Annotated in this window: 19 protein-coding genes; 6 read left to right on the top strand and 13 right to left on the bottom strand. The window is 45.9% G+C overall.

The genetic code is table 11. The annotated features are described in order from the left end of the window. Window positions 1-75: 75 nt before the first annotated feature. Both ACHA99_RS03275 and ACHA99_RS03270 read left to right on the top strand, forming a co-directional pair. On the top strand, window positions 76-5403 hold the full coding sequence (locus ACHA99_RS03275; protein ID WP_393941019.1) for a PAS domain S-box protein: 5328 nt from the start codon (window positions 76-78) through the stop codon (window positions 5401-5403). Between the two features lie 48 nt (window positions 5404-5451). Beyond that, window positions 5452-6468, top strand: a complete 1017-nt coding sequence (locus ACHA99_RS03270; RefSeq protein ID WP_028759378.1) for a two-component system response regulator — start codon at window positions 5452-5454, stop codon at window positions 6466-6468. Between the two features lie 88 nt (window positions 6469-6556). Here the strand turns inward: ACHA99_RS03270 and ygfZ are convergent, their stop codons facing one another. Beyond that, on the bottom strand, window positions 6557-7519 hold the full coding sequence (ygfZ, locus tag ACHA99_RS03265; RefSeq protein WP_393941017.1) for a tRNA-modifying protein YgfZ: 963 nt from the start codon (window positions 7517-7519) through the stop codon (window positions 6557-6559). A 154-nt stretch (window positions 7520-7673) separates the two neighbouring features. Next, window positions 7674-8903, bottom strand: a complete 1230-nt coding sequence (gene serA, locus ACHA99_RS03260; RefSeq protein ID WP_105251515.1) for a phosphoglycerate dehydrogenase — start codon at window positions 8901-8903, stop codon at window positions 7674-7676. Between the two features lie 154 nt (window positions 8904-9057). On the opposite strand from serA, the gene ACHA99_RS03255 reads away from it, so the two are divergent. After that, on the top strand, window positions 9058-9666 hold the full coding sequence (locus ACHA99_RS03255) for a DUF2238 domain-containing protein (RefSeq protein ID WP_105251516.1): 609 nt from the start codon (window positions 9058-9060) through the stop codon (window positions 9664-9666). 394 nt (window positions 9667-10060) lie between these two features. Next, the gene (locus ACHA99_RS03250) at window positions 10061-10726 is read left to right on the top strand and encodes a LuxR C-terminal-related transcriptional regulator (RefSeq protein WP_014611267.1); all 666 of its coding nucleotides are present in this window, start codon (window positions 10061-10063) and stop codon (window positions 10724-10726) included. A gap of 174 nt (window positions 10727-10900) precedes the next feature. Here the strand turns inward: ACHA99_RS03250 and ACHA99_RS03245 are convergent, their stop codons facing one another. The 10 genes from ACHA99_RS03245 to sfsA all read right to left on the bottom strand — a co-directional run bounded on the left by ACHA99_RS03245 (window position 10901) and on the right by sfsA (window position 20480). Further along, window positions 10901-12406: a curlin gene (locus tag ACHA99_RS03245; protein WP_393941014.1), complete on the bottom strand. Its 1506-nt coding sequence runs from the start codon at window positions 12404-12406 to the stop codon at window positions 10901-10903. 14 nt (window positions 12407-12420) lie between these two features. Further along, on the bottom strand, window positions 12421-12840 hold the full coding sequence (locus tag ACHA99_RS03240) for a curlin (protein ID WP_105251518.1): 420 nt from the start codon (window positions 12838-12840) through the stop codon (window positions 12421-12423). Between the two features lie 553 nt (window positions 12841-13393). After that, window positions 13394-13921, bottom strand: coding sequence for a DUF4124 domain-containing protein (locus ACHA99_RS03235; RefSeq protein ID WP_212600465.1), 528 nt, complete (start codon window positions 13919-13921; stop codon window positions 13394-13396). 390 nt (window positions 13922-14311) lie between these two features. Further along, the gene (panC, locus tag ACHA99_RS03230) at window positions 14312-15157 is read right to left on the bottom strand and encodes a pantoate--beta-alanine ligase (RefSeq protein WP_173246722.1); all 846 of its coding nucleotides are present in this window, start codon (window positions 15155-15157) and stop codon (window positions 14312-14314) included. A gap of 24 nt (window positions 15158-15181) precedes the next feature. Then, window positions 15182-15979, bottom strand: a complete 798-nt coding sequence (panB, locus tag ACHA99_RS03225; RefSeq protein WP_393941010.1) for a 3-methyl-2-oxobutanoate hydroxymethyltransferase — start codon at window positions 15977-15979, stop codon at window positions 15182-15184. A gap of 56 nt (window positions 15980-16035) precedes the next feature. After that, complete coding sequence (gene folK / locus ACHA99_RS03220; RefSeq protein ID WP_393941008.1) at window positions 16036-16524, bottom strand: 2-amino-4-hydroxy-6-hydroxymethyldihydropteridine diphosphokinase; 489 nt, start codon at window positions 16522-16524, stop codon at window positions 16036-16038. Next, window positions 16524-18065: a polynucleotide adenylyltransferase PcnB gene (locus ACHA99_RS03215; protein WP_173497280.1), complete on the bottom strand. Its 1542-nt coding sequence runs from the start codon at window positions 18063-18065 to the stop codon at window positions 16524-16526. The genes folK and ACHA99_RS03215 overlap by 1 nt, the downstream gene beginning before the upstream one ends. A gap of 19 nt (window positions 18066-18084) precedes the next feature. Continuing rightward, window positions 18085-18999, bottom strand: coding sequence for a tRNA glutamyl-Q(34) synthetase GluQRS (gene gluQRS, locus ACHA99_RS03210; protein WP_393941006.1), 915 nt, complete (start codon window positions 18997-18999; stop codon window positions 18085-18087). A gap of 169 nt (window positions 19000-19168) precedes the next feature. Further along, window positions 19169-19612 carry an RNA polymerase-binding protein DksA gene (gene dksA, locus ACHA99_RS03205; protein ID WP_006082967.1) on the bottom strand — a complete coding sequence of 148 codons (444 nt, stop codon included), beginning with the start codon at window positions 19610-19612 and terminating at the stop codon, window positions 19169-19171. Between the two features lie 163 nt (window positions 19613-19775). Further along, the gene (gene sfsA, locus ACHA99_RS03200) at window positions 19776-20480 is read right to left on the bottom strand and encodes a DNA/RNA nuclease SfsA (RefSeq protein ID WP_105251524.1); all 705 of its coding nucleotides are present in this window, start codon (window positions 20478-20480) and stop codon (window positions 19776-19778) included. Between the two features lie 201 nt (window positions 20481-20681). On the opposite strand from sfsA, the gene pepB reads away from it, so the two are divergent. Together pepB and ACHA99_RS03190 are read left to right on the top strand one after the other, a co-directional pair. Further along, window positions 20682-21974, top strand: coding sequence for an aminopeptidase PepB (gene pepB / locus ACHA99_RS03195; protein WP_393941003.1), 1293 nt, complete (start codon window positions 20682-20684; stop codon window positions 21972-21974). 176 nt (window positions 21975-22150) lie between these two features. Further along, a complete protein-coding gene (locus tag ACHA99_RS03190; protein WP_393941001.1) occupies window positions 22151-22660 on the top strand; it encodes a GNAT family N-acetyltransferase in 510 nt (169 codons plus the stop codon). 920 nt (window positions 22661-23580) lie between these two features. Here ACHA99_RS03190 and ACHA99_RS03185 read toward each other — a convergent pair. Beyond that, window positions 23581-24468: a phosphoribulokinase gene (locus tag ACHA99_RS03185; protein ID WP_011847692.1), complete on the bottom strand. Its 888-nt coding sequence runs from the start codon at window positions 24466-24468 to the stop codon at window positions 23581-23583. Window positions 24469-24534 lie beyond the last annotated feature (66 nt).

The raw sequence follows: 24534 nt of genomic DNA, 5'->3' as shown, positions 1-24534 counted from the left end.
TAAATTATTCGTTTACTTTATAAGTGCTATTTTTAAATGCAGTGCTTATAAAATCGAGGGCTTTAGGGCGACACCATGGAAAAAAGTAAACTTCGTACTTTTCGCAGTAGAATTTTATCCCACATAGCCTTGCCTCTCATTTTAATTATGACGAGTGTCTATGGTGTAAACGCTTGGTTTAGTTATATCTCCTCAGAGAATCGGCTTTACCATAGCCTGACACAAGAGGCGAGTCATTCGGCTTCTCGTCTGCAGTTTCTACTCGAGCATGCGCAGGCCAACACCCAAGGTCTTGCTGATTTTATTGGTTTTTTGTCAAGTAAAGAAGACATGAATGACACTGAGAGTGTTAAAAGTGTCTTGATGAATCGAGTCAAACGTAACCCTGATTTTTTTGGCTCCGCAGTCGCGTTTAAACCTAATACTTTCCCCAATCGAAAGCTCTTTTCCCCCTATGTTTACCGCGATACAAGTGGTGGTAACGATTTACACTACCTCGATATTGGTGCTGAAGGCTACGACTATACCGATGGCACTTGGGATTGGTGGAGTAAGGCTATCAATCAAGCGAACGGTTATTGGTCAAAGGCATATTTTGATGAGGGGGCTGGGAATATTCTGATGTTGACCTATTCGGCTCCTTTTGGTGAGGTAGGCAATTATTTTGGAGTCGCCACGGTTGATTTAGCCTTAGATGGATTGCCAAAACAATTGGGGATTGCACCAAATCGTCTGGTGGTTTTAGACGATCAAGGGCGGCTTATTTATCATGTAGATAAAGAAAAAGTGCTGGCAACGACTTCAGCCCAGTGGCTCGATAAGAATAAAAATGCCGATTTTTGGACGCTACAGGATAAAAGGCTTGATGGTCAAACAAGGTTTGTTGATAACCAAGATGTTGTTTATCTTGCTAGTATTGCGACTGTACCGCAATTAAAGTGGCGTGTGATTGTATTAGCGCCAGAACAAGATTTATTCAACTCCCTGCTTGATGATCTAGCATCTATCATCCTCAATTTAAGTTTATTAACCCTCTTATTATTGCTGACCTGTTATCTCGCGGCGAAACGGTTAACTCGGCCGCTAGAGCTACTCGAGTCGGGTATCTTGTCCTTTGGACAGGGTAAAACTCAGCAGCTCATTGTACCTAAAGGTGCCGTGAGTGAAATTGTGACGCTGAGTACTACCTTCAATCAAATGGCGGAATTACTCGCAGAACGTGAACAAGCCATTCTTGATTCCCGCGGTAATCGCTTTGCGCGCCTAATTGATGGCATGAGTGAAAAGTCTTTCTACTGTTCCCTCGAACCCAATGGTCAACTCGCCCAGGTTAGTGAGGGGGTAACTAAGGTGTTGGGGATTACCCCTGATTTGCTCAAGCGCAAATATCAAAGGCTCTTCTCGGCTAATCCCCTCAATGAGAAGAACTGGGAATATACCGATTTAGCCTTAAAGGGCCAAAATGTGCCTTCGCACCAAGTGGAAATGCTGGATGAAAAAGGGCATTTAAGAAGGCTCGATGTGTTTATGCAGCCATTATTATCAGATACGGGTGAGTTAATGTCGGTGGAGATGTTATTTACCGATGTTACTGAGCAGTTTTCAGCGGCAGTCTGGTCAAATGCCGTACTAGAAGCCGCTCCAGAGGCCATGCTCATTGTCGACGAACTTGGGAAAATCGTCTTTACTAACAGTCGCTGTCAGCAGCTCTTTGGATACGAAACGAGCGCTATGTTGGGTTTGCAGGTTGAGGCGTTATTGCCGCAAGAGTTAGGAAACGGGCATGTACTTGAGCGGCAAACATTCCTGCGCGAAGGCCGCGATAGAGGCATGGCAAATGCCCGTCATGTACGGGCGTTAAAAGCCGATGGTAATGAATTTATTGCGGAAATAGCGCTGAGTATTCTTCCCCCTGCCTTTGATGGACAAAGGCAAGTGGCGGCTTCAATACGCGATATGACACAAAAACTGGCCGTTGAGCAGAAGATCCGTGATAGCGAACAGCGTTTTCGTGGCTTAGTGACTAATATTCCCGGCGCCGTTTATCGGACTCGCATCGGGGATGTATGGTTCATGGAATATATCAGTGACAATATTGCTGAGATTACGGGTTATGCAGCGAGTCAGTTTATTGAAAATCGCCAACGTACCTTTGCTTCGCTGATTTTAGAGGAGGACAGGCCTACATGTCATTTGCATATTGATAGGGCACTCGCGCAGCAAGAAACCTTTGAAGTGGAATATCGTATCCGCCATCGCGATGGCAGTATTCGCTGGGTGCATGAGAAAGGTAAGGCAAGTTATACCGAAGAGGGCGTTCCACTTTGGTTCGACGGCAGTATTGATGACATCACAGAGAGTAAGCTTGCTATAGGGCAGTTGGAGGCTTCGCGCCTGCAATTGACCAATATTACAGAGTCTATTCCTTGTACCGTGTACCAATTGTTATGGCACTCGCCTACTGATCGCAAATTTACCTTTCTCTCTGGTGCGGCAATGAAAATGCTGGGGCTACATCGTGATGATCTTATTAGTAATTTTGACACCATCGCTGAGCGGATTTTTGATGAAGAAAGGCCGGACGTCGTGCGGGCACTTTCGGGTAAGAGTGAAGATAGGTTTCAATGGATCCGCGAGTTTCGTTATCGCCATCCCAATGGCAGCATACGTTGGATGGAGGCGGGTGCGAGCGGCCATGTAGAAGAAGATGGTGCCATTACTTGGAATGGGTATGTAATGGACATTACCCAACGCAAGAGCATAGAACAAGAGTTAGCCCTCAGTGAAGCGCACTTTAAGGCGCTGTTCGATGGTGCGACCATTGGTATCGTCAATGTGGATGTTAAAGGCGTTATCTTAGATTGTAATGACCAATTCTGTGCCGATATGGCGCGGTCACGGGAGAGTTTACGCAATACCGCAATTTTTGAGGTCCTTAGCGCGCAAGATAAGCTTATCGCCAAGGCGCAATTTAAGGAATTGGTCGGTGGCAAGATTGACCATTATCGTGGCGAGAGAAGTTTTATTCGTCCTTCCGGTGCGCCTTTATGGATGACGGTCAATGTGTCGGCATTGTTAGATGCCCAAGGACAATTTGAATCGGCTGTGATCAGCATGGTCGATATGACAGAGCTTAAATTGCTCTCCGATGAACTGTTACTTGCCAAAGAGCAAGCCGATGCCGCCAGTAAAGCCAAGGGTGACTTCTTGGCGAATATGTCCCACGAAATACGCACCCCAATGAATGCCATTATCGGTATGTCGCAGCTGTGCTTGCAGACAGAGCTTGATCAAAAACAGAAAAATTATGTAGAGAAGATTGAGCGGGCATCGCAGTCACTACTATCAATTATCAATGATATTCTGGATTTCTCTAAGATTGAAGCGGGTAAGCTCGACATAGAATCTGTGCCATTTCAGCTCGATACTATGCTGGAAGACCTCAGCGATATGTTTTCTGAGAAAGCCGCCCACAAGCAGATTGAATTGTTATTTGCAGTCGCCCCTAACGTGCCGCGTTATTTATATGGTGATTCGCTGCGATTAGGGCAAGTGTTGATTAACTTGATGAATAACGCCATTAAGTTCACCGAGCGGGGTGAAGTATTACTGTCGTTAAATCTTGTTGAACAGCAAGATGATGATGTCGTGCTGCGTTTTAGCGTGCGTGACAGCGGCATAGGCTTAACTGAGCAGCAGCAAGCAAAATTATTTAAATCCTTTACCCAAGCGGATACTTCAACCACCCGAAAATACGGTGGTACAGGCTTAGGCTTGGCTATTTGCAAGCAACTCGTTGAACTCATGGGGGGCAATATTGGTGTCGAAAGTCAATTTGGTCATGGCAGCACCTTCTATTTCACTGTGAAGTTACAAATTTCCGAGGGCCAAAAATTAGTGCTTGAGCAAGAGCTTGAGGGCATGTCTGTGCTGGTGGTAGATGATAACGCGACCGCTAGGGACATAATGCGTACAACGCTCGAAAGTATGGGCTTTAGAGTCGATACGGTTCGTTCAGGTGAAGAAGCAATAAGCCGCTGCTTACTGCAGACCTATGAAGTGGCATTAATCGATTGGAAAATGCCCAATATGGACGGGTTAGAAACCGCCCGTCAGATCCAACTACAGGCTAAGTCTCAGCCTAAGATCTTGATGGTATCCGCCCATGCTAATCATGAATTTATCACTCAAATTGAGCAATTAGCACTGGCGGGGTACATCAGTAAACCCATCAGCGCCTCACGCATGCTCGATGGCATAATGAATGCGATTGGCCGTGAAGGCATATTGCCAGTGAGACGCCGCACTGAAGAGCTGGCGCCGCAGTTATTATTGCCACTTCAAGGGAAGCGTATCTTATTAGTGGAAGATAACGAGATGAATCTCGAAGTCGCCAGCGAGTTTTTAGAGCAAGTGGGGATTATTTTATCCATAGCGACCAATGGCCAAATTGCCTTAGATAAGCTATCCCAACAGCATTTCGATCTAGTTTTAATGGACTGCCAAATGCCGGTAATGGATGGTTATCAAGCCACTAAAGCGATAAGGAAAAGGCCTGAGTTGGCAAATTTACCTGTCGTCGCCATGACTGCTAATGCGATGGCCGGTGATAGAGATATGTGTCTTAGGGCAGGGATGAATGACCATATTGCCAAGCCCATAGAAGTGAATGTGCTCTATCAAACCCTATTGAAATACCTCGGATCTTCTTCTGGAATTTCTGCTGCGATAAGGGCGGAAGCCTCAACTCGGTTAACTTCGTCCAGCGCACAGGGTGAAGTCAGCAATGGCGCTGATCAAACGGTATTGCTCAAGTGGCCAGAACACCCTGAGTTGGATATCGATAGAGGTTTGCAACTGGTACAGCATTCGACGCGTCTTTATCAACGAATATTTGATCGTTTTGTGAGCAGTCAACGTAATGTCGTGGAGCAGGTTCGCAAAGCGATAGCGGCGAATCAAGTCGAAGATGCCGTGCGTATCGCCCACACCCTTAAAGGCTTAGCGGGTAATTTAAGTTCGGCAAAATTGGTGGAATTAGCGCGTTTGCTTGAGTTGCATTTAACAGAGAAAGCGCCTTATGAAGATGAATTGGTTCAAATTCAACCGCTAGTGGCCTCTATCTGCGATGCGATTGAACAGGCTAAGCCTGTGATAGTGAATCAAGCCGAGCCCCAAGCGGTGGACTTGCTATCAGATGAGGACTTGAGAGCCGCATTACGGGTCTTACGTCAGAATCTAGATGAAGCCGATGCCAGTGCTGTGGCAAAAATTGATGCGTTAAAGCCGAAGGTGAGTAGTGCAATGTGGCAAACATTAAGCCCCGCTTTATCTATGATTAACCAGTACCAGTTTGATGAGGCAATCGACTTAATTGACGATGTGATTACACAGTTAGGATAGAAAGCGGTAGCGCGAATTTATAATGCGTGACATTGAGTGGAGTTGTTAATGGAAAAAGCAACAATATTAGTCGTCGATGATACACCTGAGAATATTGATATTTTGATTGGTATTCTAGGTGATGATTACAAAGTCAAAGTGGCGATCGATGGGCCAAGGGCATTAGCGTTAGTGACAAAATCGCGGCCTGACTTGATTCTGCTCGATGTCATGATGCCTGGTATGAATGGCTATGAAGTCTGCAAGCTGCTAAAGCAAGAGCCGCTGACCAGCCATATTCCGGTGATCTTCGTGACCGCCTTATCTGAAATTGCTGATGAAGCCCAAGGTTTTGCATTGGGCGCGGTGGATTACATTACTAAGCCTGTCAGTGCGCCTGTCGTTAAAGCGCGAGTTAAAACGCATCTTGCGCTCTATGATCAAAAACGTCTACTCGAACAACAAGTTAAAGTTCGTACTCACGAATTAGAAGAAACCCGTTTCGAGATTATCCGTCGTCTTGGCCGTGCCGCTGAATACAAGGACAACGAGACGGGTCTACATGTTGTGCGTATGAGTCATTACGCCCGCATATTAGCGATAAAGCTCGGCTTACCGACAACCTTTTGTGACTTGATTTTTAATGCGGCGCCTATGCACGATATTGGTAAAATCGGTACACCCGATGCAGTGCTGAAAAAGCCAGGGAAACTTGATGCGCAGGAATGGGAAATTATGCAGCAGCACGCCGCCATAGGTGCAGAAATTATTGGTGAACATAGCGATCCGTTATTGCAAATGGCCCGTCGTATCGCCTTAACTCACCATGAGAAGTGGGATGGTTCAGGTTACCCCAATGGCTTGGTTGGCGAAGAAATCCCCCTTGAAGGGCGTATCACCGCGATTGCGGATGTGTTCGATGCGCTGACTTCGCAACGGCCTTATAAGCAGGCTTGGACGATTGAAGCGACTATGGAGCTATTTGAAAATCAAGCGGGAAAACATTTCGATCCTAAGCTGGTGGAGGAGTTCAAGCAAATCCTGCCAGAAGCAATTGCCATTCGAGATACTTATTTAGAAAATTGATGCTCGAAGTGCATTGACTAAGATAAAGGCGCCATTGGCGCCTTTATTCTGCTTCAATATTTTATACTAATCATATTAAATCAAAGTATTACGCTTCATCTAATGAGTAGGGCAGGGCTTGGATCGTTAAATGTGATTGTTCATCGTCGGCAAAACGCAGCTGAGTATCATTAGGCGTGTCATTAGGAAGTACGGCGGTTAACAAGACTTGATTGCCACGCTGTACAAACTCAATGATTTGACCGCCACGGCGAAAACTGTCTTCCATTGCGATTTCGAGGCCTGATGCTAGGGTGATTTGAAGACTAGTGTGACCGCGCAAAATATACAGGGCGCGTTTATTACCACCGCGATATTTCATGCGTGCTATGGTTTCTTGCCCCATGTAACAGCCCTTATTGAAGCTGATACCGTTAACCGCTTGTAGATTACACATCTGCGGTACGTACTGGCTGGCATGGCTGGCGGCAAGGTTGGGGTAACCTGCTGCAATCTCTAACGCTTGCCATGCATTTGCGTCAAATACACTCACTTCCGATTGCGCAACTAAAGCTGCTGCGGCATCTGGTGTTAATACTAAAATAAAACGTTCAGCGTCTTTTAAAATCGCACCATTTTCAATGAGTGTGAGCTCTTGCTGAATGTCGCCAAAATGTTTGTTTACGAATTGGCTTGCCTGTTCACCGGCAACCCCGAGCAGAGTCCACTCAGCGGATGCATTGCTTAAGGTGGCTTTACTAAACACGGCATATTTTTGTAACTGGGGTAAATCGATTTCGATGGCATCCTTTGGCATCAACATAAAGAGTGCCTCTTGAATGGCAAAGGTTCTGAAACTGGCCAGCATTTTACCTTTAGGATCGCAATGCGCGCCCCAGCGCCATTGATCCGTGGCCAATGAGCTGATATCTGTGGTCACTTGGCCATGGATAAAACTGCGGCCTTGTTCTCCAACGACTTTGATGAGGCCCAAATGAGATAAGTTGGCAAGCATAAGTGGAGGCAAGGTAGCGTCCAGATCCCAATGGGGCGTAGAAACTGAAATAGTCATAGCGAGATCCTGAAAATGAAGACGATGTGAGAGGCTAGATTGTAACGGAATTCCAGTTGGCTCAAAAGCATAAGGCGCACATATCTGTGAATGATCTGTGCGCCTTATTATGTGTGCTTTAGTCGATAGGCTTAAAGCGAGTGGAGTTTAAAGTTTAAAACAGCACGCGGGTACGTAATGTACCTTCAATGGCTTTGAGTTCAACTAAGGCTTCTTCCGCTTGAGTTGTGTCGACTTCCATCACGACATAACCAATTTCTGCAGTGGTCTGCAAATATTGGGCGGCGATGTTGATGCCTTTTTCCGAGAAGGCTTGGTTGATCTTGATCAACACGCCCGGACGGTTTTGGTGAATATGCAGCAAGCGTGAGGTGCCTTTATGCGTTGGTAATGACACTTCAGGGAAGTTAACCGCAGAAACGGTTGAGCCGTTGTCTGAGTATTTAGCGAGCTTACCCGCGACTTCGATACCAATGTTTTCTTGGGCTTCGGCCGTGCTACCGCCGACGTGCGGCGTGAGTAGAACATTGTCTAAACCGCGTAGAGGACTGATAAATTCATCGTCATTCGATTGTGGTTCAACGGGGAACACATCGATTGCGGCACCTGCGAGGTGACGTTCTTTTAACGCAACGGTTAAAGCTTCAATATCGACTACAGTACCGCGTGATGCGTTGATAAAGATGCTGCCCTTTTTCATTGCTGCAAACTCGGCAGCGCCTATCATGTCTTTTGTTTGTGGAGTTTCAGGGACATGTAAGCTTACTACATCAGCTTGTGCTAATAGGAGTTCCAACGAATGGACTTGTTGTGCGTTACCTAGTGGCAGTTTGTCTTCGATATCGAAGAACACGACGCGCATACCTAAGGTTTCCGCTAGAATGCCAAGCTGAGTACCAATATGGCCGTAACCAATCACACCTAAGGTTTTACCACGCACTTCATAGCTGCCCGCTGCGGTTTTCATCCAGCCGCCACGGTGAGCGATAGCGTTGCGTTCAGGGATACCCCGCATCAACATAATGATTTCGCCAATCACGAGTTCTGCAACACTGCGAGTGTTTGAGAAGGGAGCGTTAAATACTGGGATACCAAGGGATTCGGCGGTGGCAAGGTCGACTTGGTTGGTTCCAATACAGAAACATCCTATCGCGATTAACTTCTCGGCACGTTTCAGCACCTCAGCAGTTAATTGGGTACGCGAACGAAGTCCCACAAAATGCGCATCTTTAATGGACTCAAGTAAGGCTTCATCGCTTAAGGAAGCTTTGTGGTATTCGATATTGGTGTATCCCGCACGTTCAAATACATCGACCGCAGATTGGTGGACGCCTTCCAACAGCAGGATCTTGATCTTATCCTTGTCCAGCGAATGTTTCGCCATGATATGGGTACCCTCTAATTAATAGAAATGTTTCTTATGATATGCTCACAACCTTCACCCACCAAAGTAGCACTTTTTTTGCTCAGTGTGGAGGGCTAGATGGCTAAAGTTAATATTCTAAATTTAGAACAATATCGCATAAGAGGAAGAAACATTGAATAACAAAATCGCATGGTGCGGTATTTACCTCTCAGTTTTGGTGTGGTCGGCGATAAAACCCGCAGATCCTTTCACGTGGTGGCTCGAAGCCTTGCCTGCATTGATTGCTGTACCGATTTTATTCTTTACTCGCAAACGTTTTCCACTGACACCTTTAGTGTATTTTCTCGTCTTAATACACTGCTGTGTGTTGTTTGTAGGCGCTCATTATACTTACGCTGAAGTGCCGTTATTCGACACGATTGCCGATTGGATGGGTTCAGAACGTAATAATTACGATAAAGTGGGTCATTTTGCGCAAGGTTTTATCCCAGCCATGCTCGCCCGTGAAATTATGTTGCGTAATCAAGCTGTTAAACCTGGGGCTTGGTGTGCGTTTCTTGCCACTTGTTTTGTACTCGCTTTTTCGGCGTTTTATGAACTGATCGAATGGTGGGTTGCCGTGGCAACTGGCGAAGGGGCTGAAGCCTTTTTAGGGACTCAAGGCTATGTATGGGATACCCAATCTGACATGTTTCTTGCCCTCATTGGTGCAATTGTCGCGTTAGCTTTACTGTCTCGTTTTCAAGATAAACAAATCGCGAGACTCAAGCAGAGGATTTAGCGGCTAAAAGTGGGTGATGCTCTCTGTTCGAGTTGTAAGACTTTCTTCCCTGAAATATATGGTGTGAGTGTGATGACATTGAGTTGTCATACTTTAGTGTTGTTATTGTGTTTTCTTTGTGTTGCAACTTTGGGTTGATAACGTCATAGTTGGAAAGTATTAGGTGCTGGGCGTTGGCCAAGTAAAACGGTATTTTTGACTGTTATTCCATTTTATTGTGGTGAGTTAGTCGAACCTACTAGCATTAAACAGGGAATAGTACATTTGGGTGATGTTTTTCAATCGTTAACTAGTCAGAATTAACTAGGTTAATGGAATGTTGAAAAATCTAACTAAAAAGACGAGTCAAACATACCATTTTGCAATAGAGAATACTTTTCAGGGAGGAGAGTCATTGAGCACAATTAATGAATTGGTTTTTTTACACCAAATGGCCGCGCCATGTCATTTAGCGTTACTCGCTGAATCCATAGGTTTGAAAACGCGTATAGTAAAGCATGCGGCTGAACTGGATTTAGACAAGAGTCGCCGTAGTTTTTATCTGATCACCCAAAAAGGTTCAGCATTAGATAACAAAGGGATACCTCTGTTAGCTTCGCGATTAGTGTCACATTTTCCTGTGGCGCTGTATCAAGTTGAGCGTGACTCCTTAGACCAAGAATCTGCAATGTTACTCGGCATTCGAGGCATTTTATTTGCCGATCAACGTATGGATCTGATGTTAACGGGTTTACGTAAAATGGTGGCAGAGGAACTTTGGTACGATAGAACTTTGCTAAGCAAAATGTTCCGCCGTGTCGTACAAAAGTTAGAAGGTAATAATGAAATGCCCTCTGATACTGTGGCTATGCTGCAGATGCTGACATCCCGTGAACGCACTATCATTCAATTCGTATCGAGTGGTGCGAGAAATAAAGAAATCGCTCATAGGTTATGTATCAGCGAACATACAGTGAAGGCGCATATTTCTTCTATTTTCCGCAAGACACAGTCTCGTAATCGGGTTGAGCTTTTACGTTGGGCGCAAACCTATCAAACTCACTTTGAGCTGTGCAGTTAGTCAGTTAAAGATATTGGCCGTTAGCTTTTCGCTGTGAGTGGTTAATGTTAATGATTACTAGCATATCAACATAGAAAAGCGGGAATGTTTATTTAAACATTCCCGCTTTTTGTTTAACACCCTTTTTATAAACCACCACCAAAGAGTTTAGCTGTGGTGGTTTAACAGTATTGACTAGTATTGCACTACAGTGGCAACGTTCATATTGCCTGATTGGTTCACGTTGATGCTGTTGTTAGTGCCTGCTTGAGAACCTAACACTAAGTTGTCATTACCCGTTTGAGTGATTGACAGGCTGTTATTGTCACCGCTAACGCCAAATGAATTTGATGCAAATGAAGTGTCGTTATCGCCGCCTACCCAGTTACCGTTACCTGATTGAGTAATTTGCGCGGTGTTTTCATCACCTTCAATAATCAGGTCAATAACGTTAAGATCGCCACTTTGAAGTGCGCTGACATCGGCATTGTTGTTGCCAGCAACAGAAATCAATGTTTCGTTCTCAGCACCATCTTGCTCAACATCAACTTCGTTATCGCTACCCACGGCATCTACATAAGCAAAGTTCTCATCGCCTTCTTGGCTGACTTCAATGCTGTTATCTTCACCTTCAGCGAAGGCAACGATTTCGTTGTTATTGCCTTTAGAAGATAAATCGAAGTCATTATCTGCACCGTATGCACCAAAGGTTGCGAAGTTAGCATCGCCTTTTTGTTTCAAGTCAACGTCGTTGCTATCGCCCCATACTTGGAACTCTGCACCGTTGACATCGCCTTTTTGAGTGATAGTAATATCGTTATCATCACCTTGGATATCTGCCACTAAAGTATCACCGATAGTGTTGCCGCTGCCATTTTGGGTAATATCGACACTGTTGTCATCACCCGTAGTCATCGCAAGGTAAGCCGTGTTGCCGTTACCTTTTTGATCCATTGAAATATCGTTATCGCTGCCGGCCAGTGCGTAAACGAAGCCCACATGGTTATCACCTTTTTGGACCATGTCTACTGTGTTGTCATTACCTGCAATACCTTTCGCTGCGCCAAAGTTATTGTTACCCGCTTGATTAACAGAAACGTCGTTGTTGTTACCCACGTTAGCGGTTAAGTCGAGAGCGATTAAACCTGCTTGGTTGTTGTCACCGATTTGTGTGATTTTACCGTCGTTGTTGCTGCCTTCAACGCGAAAAACTGCAAAGTTTGCGTCGCCTTCTTGCTCAACAAACACGCTGTTTTCAGCGCCAGTGATTTCAACTTGGCTTTCGTTGACTTCGCCTAATTGGTTAACGAATACCGTGTTATCGTTGCCAGTAACATCGCTACTGCTTTGGTTAAAGAAACCATCTTGCGACACATTTACATTGTTGTTGTTACCTACAACATTTGCACTTGCCACATGCCAGTCAACTTGTTGCGTTATTTGGACCTTGTTATCAACACCCGTTGAATTAATAGCCGCTTCATGCCACACACCGTCTTGGATGACGGTTGCGGTTTGATCTCTACCTGTTTGTACAACCGCAGCGGCGTTAAGGCCACCCGTTTGTGAGACTAAAGTGTCTTGGGCTTGGCCTGACTGTACTACGCTAATTTCGCTCACTGTACTGGCAGCAAAAGCTTGACCGCTTAAACCTGTTGCAATGGCCAAAGCAATAAGTGATTTTTTAGCTTGTGATTTCATGTGACGCTCCCTGTTTAATATTGAGTTATTGAGATTGCAGCACCGTCCGCAATCTGTTGAATCGAAAAATTGCCGCTTCCTAGTTGGTTCAGTTGCACGAGATTGTCATTGCCAATTTGTGTCACTGAAGCCGTATTTTGACTGCCGACTTGCAGTAGTTGGACTTCATTGTTTGAACCAATCTGTGTGATTAGCGCATCGTTATCATTGCCCACTTGTGTTACATCGGCCTTGTTATCGCTGCCTGACTGGAACAGTAATCCTTGGTTGGCAGTGCCTTGTTGAACCAGCTCGATAAGGTTATCGCGACCGGAACGTTCCAGTAATGCCTGAAGGGTTACGGGTAACTCGTTGACATTCAGCTCTTGTGCTGAAGTCATACAACTACAGAGCAAGATCAGCGGCACCAAAAAGCGTATAGAGGTATTTGGCACGGGTGACTCCTTGCATCAAATATCTTGGGCTGCTTAAAGCAACTTGCACCCCAAATTCAGACCTGAAGATACGAGTCCCGTTAATATGTCGCAATTGGCCAAACGGGTATTTATTCTAGAAAGGATTAACGGAAGGTAAATGATGGTTGTATTTATATCGTATTGATTAAATAGATTTTATATTTTTATTGACGTGTTTTTATTTAAGGGGTCTAGCCTAGTTGTCCTAGTAGTTAAGTCGTATCTGTTGTGAAGAGAGTATTTGTTTTTTAAACAATGCAATAACAAGTGAAGGGAAATACATCGACTATCGCGTTTGCATTTTCTTGATAAAAAAGTACGCGTTTGTGCCAGCGAGAAACTGCTGAGGAGTTTAATTAACTGTAGCAACCTATGTCATTTACCCTGTGTGCAACAACAGGCTTCTTGTCCTTGCGGTAATGAATCCTAGGTTAAACAAAGGGACATTACTGTGAGCGGAAAATTAACCATTATTATGATTGAATTCCTTAATGGGGTAGAGAGAAGATTAATACTACTGTTTTATGCGAGATCAGTGCTTTTCTGGTTCTTTTAACTCTTCATGGAATGCTTCGGTACTGATTTGGCTTTTACGGTCTTTCAGTTGTTGCATCGCACTGTTATTACTCACAGTTAACGCATTGAAGCGAGTATTGATATCGTCCATTTCGTTAATGTATTCAGGATCGGTTTTCTCTTTATTTTGCCAATAACGTTTACGTTCTAATTTCTGCAATTCACTGGCGCGCAGAATTTCAAAATAGCTATTCTCCTGCTTAAGACGATATATCTCGCCGTCGAGTAACTGCAATAATTTTTCTTTAGAAATGGTTCGACTATTCAGTAGAGTGTGTAAGGGATCGACAGGAATGTCTCTTTTATCAGAGTCTACTTCAGTCGTTATCCCTAACTGGTATTCGATTTTATGTTGGCTAAATTCCTGCGGACAAGCGGTTTGGCTAAAGACAATTTTGTCATCTTTACGGCATTTATAAATGGTATTTGCCTGTATTGCAGTGGGCAAAATAACACAAATTAGGGTGAGTATCAGTCTTGCCATGAGGCCACAAATCCTTTGTACACTTGCATAGCTATTATGATTTAATTGTTTGATTAAGCATGATAAATAATGATTATGACGTTTACATTATTATGCCTTTATAACCGTTTTTTATTAGGCTTAACCGGCTGTTAAGCCCAATAAATTAAAGGATTAGCCATGCATCATTAGAAGGTCAAATTCACTCGTCAATGTCTGCCGCTAATCATTTACCTTAAATTAACATCTGCATCATACTATGGCGTAAATTTAGGGATAAAACCAGTTTTTTGACGCTTCAAATTTTTGGCGCTTGGATTGATTCTAAAGAAGAAAATAGCTTCTGGTCGGTCATTGGGTAAATAAAAAGGAGCGACTGCTCCTTTTTATTTATTGATAACGCTTAAGAGATTAGCGATCGAACCTTAAGTTGTCGATAAGTCGCGCTTTACCTATATAGGCGGCGGCCAAAATGACTAAGGTTTGGTCTTGGCTCTGCGCTTTCTCAAGCGTGTGGGCATGACGAATTTCCAGATAATCCGGCGTAAAGCCCGCCGCCACTAAACTGATTTTCGCTTGCTCGGTGACAGCATCAACACTCTGACCTTGTTTGATCCCTGCAGCCATAGCATCTATTGCCTGTTTTAACGCTGGTGCCGCGGCTTTTTCTGCGGCGGTGAGATAACCATTGCGCGAACTCATGGCTAAACCTGAGTCCTCACGTATGGTATCAACACCGATAATCTCAATCGGTAATGACAAGTCTTCAACCATAGTTTCAATGACTAATAGCTGTTGATAGTCTTTATTGCCAAAGAGTGCCACATCGGGCTGTACTATGTTGAATAGTTTACAGACGATAGTCGCAACGCCACGAAAATGCCCCGGACGGCTAGCGCCGCAGAGCAGATCTGAAATACCTGGCACTTCAACATAGGTTTGTTGCGCTAAGCCCTTGGGATACATCACGGCTGGCGTTGGGGTAAACAGCAACTCAGCGCCAGCAGCCGTGAGGGCTTCACTGTCGGCGGCGAGTGTGCGTGGGTAGGCATCGAGATCTTCATTCTGGCCAAACTGCATTGGATTGACGAAAATCGATACCACCACATGATCACAACGTTTAGCCGCTTCCTTCACTAAGGTGATGTGTCCCCGATGGAGATTGCCCATGGTCGGCACAAAGGCGACAGTTTCGCCCTTGGCACGCCATGCACGCACTTGAGTGCGAATATCATCAATATGGGCGCTAGTGATCATTGAACCTTACCTTGCATAAATCTGTTATTTGTTAAAAGTGTGTTCTTCGCCAGGAAAGGTTCCTTGGGCAACTTCGTCGATATAAGCACGTACCGCAGAACGAATTTCACCGGTTTGTTTTAGGTAGTTTTTTGAGAAACGTGGAATATAACCACTTGAAATACCTAACACATCATGCATCACCAAGATTTGACCGTCGGTCGCTGCGCCTGCGCCAATTCCAATGACAGGAATCGTTAAGGCTTGAGTGATCGCCGAAGCGAGAGGCGCAGGGATACATTCCACTACGAGTAGTTGAGCACCCGCGGCTTCTAAAGCCTTAGCTTCGTCAAGGATGCGCTGGGCATTTTCGGCATCGCGGCCTTGCACTTTAAAACCACCAAACACATGAACCGACTGAGGTGTTAAGCCTAAGTGGGCACATACAGGAATACCGCGTTCGGTGAGCTTAGTGACTGTTTCGAGTAACCAGTGTCCGCCTTCGACTTTGACCATGTTCGCGCCAGCTTGCATTAACTCAGTGGCGTTGACCATGGCTTGTTCTGGTGTGGCGTAACTCATAAAGGGCATATCGGCGATCAGCAGGGCACGTTCGATACCGCGACGAACACAGCGAGTATGGTAAGCGATTTCTGCAGTAGTGACTGGCAGGGTATCGTCATGGCCTTGGAGAACCATTCCCAAAGAATCGCCGACCAGCAGCACATCGACACCTTCGCTATCGAACGCGCTGGCAAAACTGGCATCATAGGCTGTCAGTGCCGTGAATTTTCTACCTTCCTGTTTGTATTTCAACAGGGTTGAGCTAGTAATTTTAGACATATGGATGATCTTCAAACCAAATAGAAGTGGTGTTATAAGCTAACTGAGGACGGACTTCAATGATCAATGCCCAGTTGTTGTAACTCGGCCAACATTTTTGTATCGATAAGACTGTCGATGGCAGTGTTGCACGGCAGAATCAGATCCGGTGCAATTGAGGCTAAAGGCACGAGTACAAAGCTGCGCGTTTTCATGCCGTAGTGGGGCACTTTGAGTCTAGGAATGTCAATGTTCTCATTACCATACAAGAGTAAATCGAGATCTAAGGTTCTAGGCCCCCAACGTTCTAGGCGGATTCGTCCTTGGGTGTTTTCAATATGCTGCAGTGCATCGAGTAAGGCTAATGGCATGAGATCAGTATCGAAACTCGCTACCGCATTAACATAATCGGGTTGCACGACATCGCCCATGGGCGTCGAATGGTAATAGGGAGAAACGACGAGACTATTGCCTAAGGCTAAGGCGGACAATGCCGTCACGGCATTGTCCAATTGCGCCTTGGGATTTTCAAGATTTGCGCCTAATGCGACGTAGACGCGTGGCATTATTCAGCCGTTTTAACTTTAGGTGTGCCACTCGCTTTAGGTGCGCTCGTCGGCGCTGAACCATCGGCATTCGGCGCGCGAGGACGGCGACGACGTTGGGTGGCATTACGGTTGCGGTTTGGCGATTTACTGCCGCTACGCGCTATGGCTAAACGTTCTGTTTCATCGGCTTCGACAAATTGTTGCCACCAAGCGGCACTTTTAGCGACATTACCCGCTTCGACTTCGCCCCTGAGTAAGAGTAAATCGTATGCGGCTCTAAACTTAGGATGCTCCATTAGTTTAAAGGCACGGGTGCCTTGGCTACGATCAAAGCGTAACTGTAACTGCCAAATGTCTTTTGCTGGCGTACTAAAACGGCGCGGAATGCTAATGGTTTGGCATTGCTGCTCCATCACATCGCCCATGGCGGCAAAGAAGGCATCGTATAACGTCAGGCCACTTTCAACCGCGATATCTTCGGCGCGTTGACGCAGTGGATACCAGAGAAGCGCAGCATAGAAGAATGAAGGTGTGACCGGCTTATCTTCGTTAACTCTTTGATCTGTGCTCTTCATGATGGCTTGCACCATTTTCATGGTCGTACCTTTAGGATCATCTTTTAGCAGAGCGGCCACTTGCGGAAACAGCGGTGCGAATAGCTTGTATTCTTGCATCAGTTCGAAGTTGGCTAAGGCTTTACCTGCAAAGAAGAGTTTTAACACTTCTTCGTACATACGTGCTGCCGGAATATCTTTTAGCAGCGGCGCTAATTGTTTAATCGGCGCGGCTGTGACGGTTTCGATACCCATGTTGAGTTTAGTGGCGAAACGCACTGCTCTTAACATACGCACCGGATCTTCACGGTAACGTGTTTCTGGATCGCCAATGAGTCTCAGTGTGCCCGCTTTGAGATCGGCCATACCGCCGCCATAGCTGCGAATCGAGTAATCGCTGATATCGTAATAGAGGGCATTGACGGTAAAGTCGCGGCGCTCGGCATCTTCATCGATTTCGCCATAGACGTTATCGCGCAGCAAACGCCCTTCGGCATTGGCTTTCGAGACTTTCTCATTGCTTTCGCCATGGTGACCACGGAAGGTGGCGACTTCAATCACATCGCGACCGAAAACAATGTGCGCTAAGCGGAAACGGCGACCGACAACACGGCAATTACGGAATAATTTTTTGATTTCTTCCGGTGTTGCATTGGTCACTATGTCGAAATCTTTCGGTTCAATCCCTAAGAGTAAATCGCGTACACCGCCGCCGACTAAATAGGCTTTAAAGCCAGATTTATTCAGTCTGTATAATACCTTAAGGGCATTCTCGCTGATTTGTTTGCGCGAGATGGTATGGGCATCTCTTGGTACTAACTCTAAACTCAAAGCACCGGAACTTTGTTCAGGTGTTGTTGGTTCAATCTGAGCTGGAGTCGGAGCGGTCGTTTTAGGCGCGTCTTCAAATAGCTGTTTGCAGAATTGGCTGATACGGCGAAAAATGGGACACCTCGAAATATGATCTGTTATTTGATTAAAAATCTGGCGGCTATCATATACCAAATGCGGCCTAATGAGTATATCAGGGCTCGATCAGTATCTCAGATTGTTGCGGTATAGTGGATAATTGAAACTGATCCACGGCTTGAGCGAGCATTTGCGCCACAGAACCATGGGTCTCAACGGGTTGTTGGCCTAAAAATGCCAGTGCCGCATTGAGGCTCGCCTGTGGATTAAGTGTATCAATTGCCTGTGCATGATTCTGTTTTGAGAGCTTAAAGCCTTTACTTATGCAGGCGAGTGGCAAGTGCAGCCATTGCGGTGCGGCTAAACCAAAGCTTTGATACAAACTCAGTTGGCGACAACTGGCCTCGATTAAGTCGCAGCCTCGAACCACTTCGGTGATGCCTTGATAGGCATCGTCGAGCACCACGGCCAATTGATAGGCGTACAGGCCATCGCTGCGTTTGATGATGAAATCCTCTGCGGCAAAATGGCTATCAACGCAAATATGGCCCATTAGATTGTCATCAAATTCTTGCACTTGCGCCGTGTTGACGATTCGCACCGCACCCGACCTAACAAGATTTGCAGACTGGGTTTGTGGCAATCGGTGGCAGCGGCCATCGTAGACGCCGCCCATGGCTTGAATTTGCTTGCGACTACATTGGCAGAAATAGGCTTTATCTTGGGCGAGCAGCGAGTCAATTTGTGCTTGATAAGCCGCTGTGCGTTGGCTTTGATACAGAGGCACATCATCCCACTCAAACCCATAGGCTTCTAAGGTGCGTAAGATATCATCGGCGGCGCCTTTGACTTCCCGCGGTGGATCTATATCTTCGATGCGAATTAGCCATTTACCCTGTTGCGAGCGGGCGCGCAGATAGCTGCCTAGGGCGGCGATAAGCGAGCCAAAGTGCAAGGCACCCGAAGGCGAAGGCGCAAAGCGGCCGACATAGGGCTGGCTGGATAAATCGGAATGTAATAGCTTTGACATAACAACTAGATGGCGTTTTAAAGTCGCGACGGTAAAAGTGGATGTATTTTAGAGGGATGCTAAGAGAAAAGCGAATCGGGGTAAATTGGAGTGAGCTTGGCTTAAGCTCGTCGAGTTTACGAGTTGCTAGAAACAAATAGGCGGGGAAATCCCCGCCCAGTATGCTTGATTAACCAGCCATTTGTTTCTCTTTGATCTCTGCAAGCGTTTTACAGTCGATGCATTGATCGGCTGTTGGACGCGCTTCGAGACGGCGGATGCCGATTTCGATACCGCAAGAATCACAGAAGCCGAAATCGTCTTCTTCAATTTTTTGCAGTGTTTTTTCGATTTTTTTGATCAGCTTACGTTCTCTATCGCGAGCACGAAGTTCGAGGCTGAACTCTTCTTCTTGTGCTGCACGGTCAACAGGATCGGGAAAGTTTGCGGCTTCGTCCTGCATGTGGCTAAGAGTACGGTCGACCTCTTCACGCAACTGATTGCGCCAAGCTTCAAGAATTGTCTTGAAGTGACCCAGTTGCTTAGCGTTCATATACTCCTCACCCGGCTTTTCCTGGTAAGGATTTACACCTGCGATAGCGAGTACGCCAAGTTTTTTGGTGCCTTCAGGCATAACGCATCTCCTGTAATCATTTGCGTTTGTAGGGCGTCCTTAAGAACGGCCGCTATCTATAGCAGAATCTTCACATCGAGGCAAACTTTTCATTCTGCTTTGATTGAATTTTTTGACTATGTTCGCTAATTCAAATGAAATCAAATTTAACTCAGCCTTAACATCATACTCGTACATCGCAGGCTTGGGCTAGGTGAATCTCAGTCGGGGAGATTTTACAGCGATAGGCTAGCACTTCAACGCCGGCTAACACAGCCATTTTCAGTAACTTAGCATATTCAGGGTCGATATGTGCTGCGGGGGCAACACTGAATATTTCACTATGCTGCACCACAAATAGCAATACGGCTCGATGGCCTTGACTCACCATGTGCATCAATTCACGTAAATGTTTTTGACCGCGTAGGCTCACAGCATCGGGAAAATAACCTTGGCCATCTTCGAGCAAAGTACAACTTTTGACTTCTATATAACAGGCGGGTTTTTGAGCACCCTGTAGCAGGATATCGATGCGACTATTTTCATCACCGTATTTGACTTCACGGCTGAGGCTATCATAACCCGTGAGTTCCTTGATGATACCTTTATTGATGGCTTCTTCGGCTAAGGTGTTCGCCTGACCCGAGTGGATCCCGATTAAGCCAGCATCTGGCGTGGTCATCAGTTCCCATGTATGGGCGTACTTACGTTTAGGGTTATCAGAGGTAGAAAACCATACGGTTTCACCGGGATACAGGCAATTACGCATAGAGCCGGTATTGGGGCAATGTAGGGTGATCTCACTGCCATCGCTTAGCTGCACATCGGCCAGAAAACGCTTATAGCGGCGCAATAAAATGCCCTGTTGTAGTGGCGGAGTAAATTCCATCGGTAGACCTATCTCGGCTGTTCTAGGTCGCAAAGCCTAGCAAATTTCGCAAATGTTTACAGATTTTACCTGAGTAACTTCAGCCAATCGCTTTGCGTCATCGTCTGCTAGCAGTAAACTGCCGCCATAAAGTTTGTTCTGATTGCTGATTGATTGTTCTGATTGATTATTCTAAAACGAATCGAAAAATAAGGATCCCTAATGAGTGAACTAAAAGTAACTGAATTGATGAAAGTGCAATTAACCAAAGAAGCACCCGCCGCGCACTGGGGCAAGGCTGATGTGACTTATACTGCCGACGGTGCGCAAATTCATTTAGCGGGTGGCGATGAGCTGCGTCAAATTCAAATGGCGGCCCGTAAACTGCGCAGTCAAGGCATTAGCTGTGTGGAATTAGCTGGGCAGTTTTGGGATCTCAATAGCCAATGGGTATTTGCCCAAGGTTTCGCGACGGCAAAACCAGGCTATCAAATCCATTGGTGTGGTGATGAGTCTGTGCAAGCAGAATTGCAACATCGACTCGATGTGGCGACTTTTGCCCGTCAACTGATCAACGATACGCCTGAAAACCTGTCGCCAGTGAAGCTTGCCCAACAAGCGGCAAAATGGTTGGCTGACGTTGGTGGCGACAAGGTAAGTTATCGGATTATCGAAGGCGAAGCGCTGCTTGAAGAACAGTGGATTGGTATCCATGCCGTTGGTCGTGGCAGTGAGCGTCCACCAGCAATGTTAGAGTTAGACTTCAACCCATTAGCCGCCGATGCACCCGTGTCTGTGGCGCTTGTGGGTAAAGGGATTACTTTTGATTCTGGCGGTTACAGCATTAAAGCCTCTGAAGGCATGTTAGGCATGAAATGCGACATGGGCGGGGCGGCGACTGTGACTGCAGCGCTCGGTTTAGCGATCAAATCTGGCCTCAACAAACGCGTTAAACTCTTCTTATGTTGTGCTGAAAACTTGATCAGCGGCCGCGCCTATAAGTTAGGTGATATTCTGACCTACAAAAATGGTGTAACAGTTGAAGTGGTGAACACAGATGCGGAAGGGCGCTTAGTGTTGGCCGATGGCCTACAAGCCGCTTCTGCTACAGGCGCACCTTTTATTATCGATGCAGCGACCCTTACAGGCGCCGCTGTGATGGCGGTGGGTTCTAACTACAACGCGATTTTCTCGCCACAGGCGGATGTGTTGCAACTGGCCCAGCAAAAAGCCACTAGCGTTGCCGAGCGCGTATGGCCGCTGCCGCTGGATCCTTGGCACAAAGAAATGTGTCCATCTGCCTATGCTGACACAGCCAACAGCCGCGCAATGAAAGGCGGTGGTGCAGGTGGGGCTTCTAATGCGGCTGGTTTCCTATGGCGCTTTGTTTCACCAGAAGCTAAATGGTTACACGTTGATTTAGCTGGCGCTTTTGAAGATTCAGCTTCTGCCATGTGGGGCGCGGGTGCAACGACCCACGGCGTATTGACTATTAGTGAATTGATTAAAGGCTAAGCCTAGCGCTAAGACTAAATCAGATATGTTAGCTAAGAGCCATTAAGGTTCCGTAGCTTTGATTAAACCGCCTACGGGCGGTTTTTTATTGGTTGAAAGATGAGAACACTCGTTTACTTGGCGTTTCAGTGGCTTCATGGCATGTTATGGCTGAGCATTTTTATTCAGGAAACATGATGATAACTATACGAAAAGCAACTAAAGCGGATGCTCAGGCCTGCTGGGATATCCGCAATGCAGCGATCAATAAAGGCTGCGCCGGATTTTATGATGCGGGCGATCTGGTGATTTGGACCGAGGGCGAACTGACCGAGCAATTTAGTCGTATCGTCGATGCACATTTTTATGTGGCAGAGTTGTCCTCTGACGAGTCGCAGCTTAAGACTGTGGTCGGCACTGCCATGTTGGATGAACCCTATGCCCAGTTAGAAGCCTTGTTTGTTTCCCCCGATGCTATGGGGCTAGGTGTCGGTAAAGTGCTGCTGCAATTTATTGAAACCATGGCTTTTAATCAGGGGATAGCCCAACTCAGATTAGAATCAACTTTAAATGCGTTGGATTTCTATCGCCACTGTGGTTTTGGTGGTGAAGGCTTAGAGGAGGAATCTATCTACTGTTCGCCCAGAGGAATAGCCTTAGAGTGTATGGTGATGTATAAAAATCTAGGGCGGTCTTTGGCCTGCTAGGGCGCAGCAAAAAACGCTGCTGCTAGAATCTAGGGCGTTGCTTTGCAGCTGCTAGAACGCCGCGTTGCGGCTACGGATAACGGCACGCAGCAAACTGCTACAGAACGTCACTTTTTGACTTACGATTTATGCAACGGACTTTGCTCTTACGGTGAGCGCAGCGTTCTGTGAGTTTACGAACGTTCTGTTTTCCTAGAATCTAAAGCCTAGAACCTATTTTCTGAGAGGTTGTTGACATACTCAAGGAAATCGACAGAGCAAGTATGAATGTGGAATTAACTCTGAAGATTTAGAGTTTAAGCTAAGGTTGCTGACATATTCGAGGGAATCAACAGATCAAGCATAGATGTGGAATTCATTCTTCATATAAGGTTGCTGACATACTCAAGGGAATCAAGAGATCAAGCATGGATGCGGAATTAACTTATATAGTTTCGTTAAAAAGGTTGCTGACATATTCGAGGGAATCAACAGATCAAGCATAGATGTGGAATTCATTCTTCATAAAAGGTTGCTGACATATTCGAGGGAATCAACAGATCAAGCATAGATGTGGAATTCATTCTTCATAAAAGGTTGCTGACATATTCGAGGGAATCAACAGATCAAGCATAGATGTGGAATTCATTCTTCATAAAAGGTTGCTGACATACTCAAGGAAATCAACAGATCAAGTATGGATGTGGAATTAACTCTGAAGACTTAAAGTTACGTTAAAAGGTTGCTGACATACTCAAGGAAATCAACAGATCAAGATGGGGGAATTAACTCCCAAGAGTATGCCAACTATCGTTCTTTCGCCTGAAATCCCGATGCCGACAAGATTAGCGCTAGTGGCTTAAATAAAACTTAATCCATTGCAAAAAAAAGACTTTATTTCCTTAGCCTTTAGTCAAAATTGCCCACAAATTCTCAAGGTTTCAGTTCGCTTCTGGGGTATTAAGTTGCTGACGTTTTTCCATCAAATCTTTAATCAAAGGCGTAAGGATCAGCTCCATCGCCAGCGACATTTTGCCGCCTGGGACGACGAGTGTGTTGACCCGTGACATAAATGAACCTTGGATCATATTGAGGTAATAGGGGAAGTCGACATTATTGATACCGCGGAAGCGGATCACCACAAAGCTCTCATCTAAGCTCGGAATATCTTTGGCACTAAATGGGTTAGAGGTATCGACCGTCGGTACTCGTTGAAAGTTAATGTGAGTGCGGGAGAACTGCGGCGTCATGTGCTTAATATAGTCGTCCATACTGCGCACAATCGAGCCCATGACTTTTTCACGGCTGTGGCCACGTTCCGAAGTATCGCGGATAATTTTTTGGATCCACTCTAAGTTGACTATGGGCACCATGCCGATCAACAAGTCCACATGCTGGGCGACATTGGCATCACCAGTAACTACGCCGCCATGTAAGCCTTCGTAGTAGAGCATATCGGTATTTTCAGGTAGTGGTCGCCATTGGGTAAAAGTGCCGGGCATCTGGTTAAAAGGCACTGCCTCATCGAAGGTGTGTAAATAGCTGCGGGTTTCACCTTGGCCTGTGGTGCTGTAATCGCGAAAGCATTGTTCTAAACGAGCAAAGTTATTAGCCTCTGGGCCAAAATAGCTAAGATTGCGGTTTTCAGCTTGGGATTTGCGGATCATGACTTCCATTTCGGCGCGGGTAAAATGATGAAAACTGTCGCCTTCGACAAAGGCGGCGTTAATCCCGAGTTGGCGAAAAATATGGCTAAAGGCGGTCGTGGTGGTGGTGGTTCCCGCGCCTGATGAGCCTGTAACTGCAATAATGGGATGTTTTGCTGACATTTTTTCTACCTAGCTAGGAACCAAAAGAGCCGCTTATGGGGAAGCGATAAAAACGCGAGTACTATT

Source organism: Shewanella sp. S23-S33, assembly GCF_043359565.1.
Classification (GTDB): Bacteria; Pseudomonadota; Gammaproteobacteria; order Enterobacterales; family Shewanellaceae; genus Shewanella; species Shewanella oncorhynchi.
Note: the sequence above shows the minus strand (reverse complement) of the source record. Positions and strands in the feature narration are given on the sequence as shown.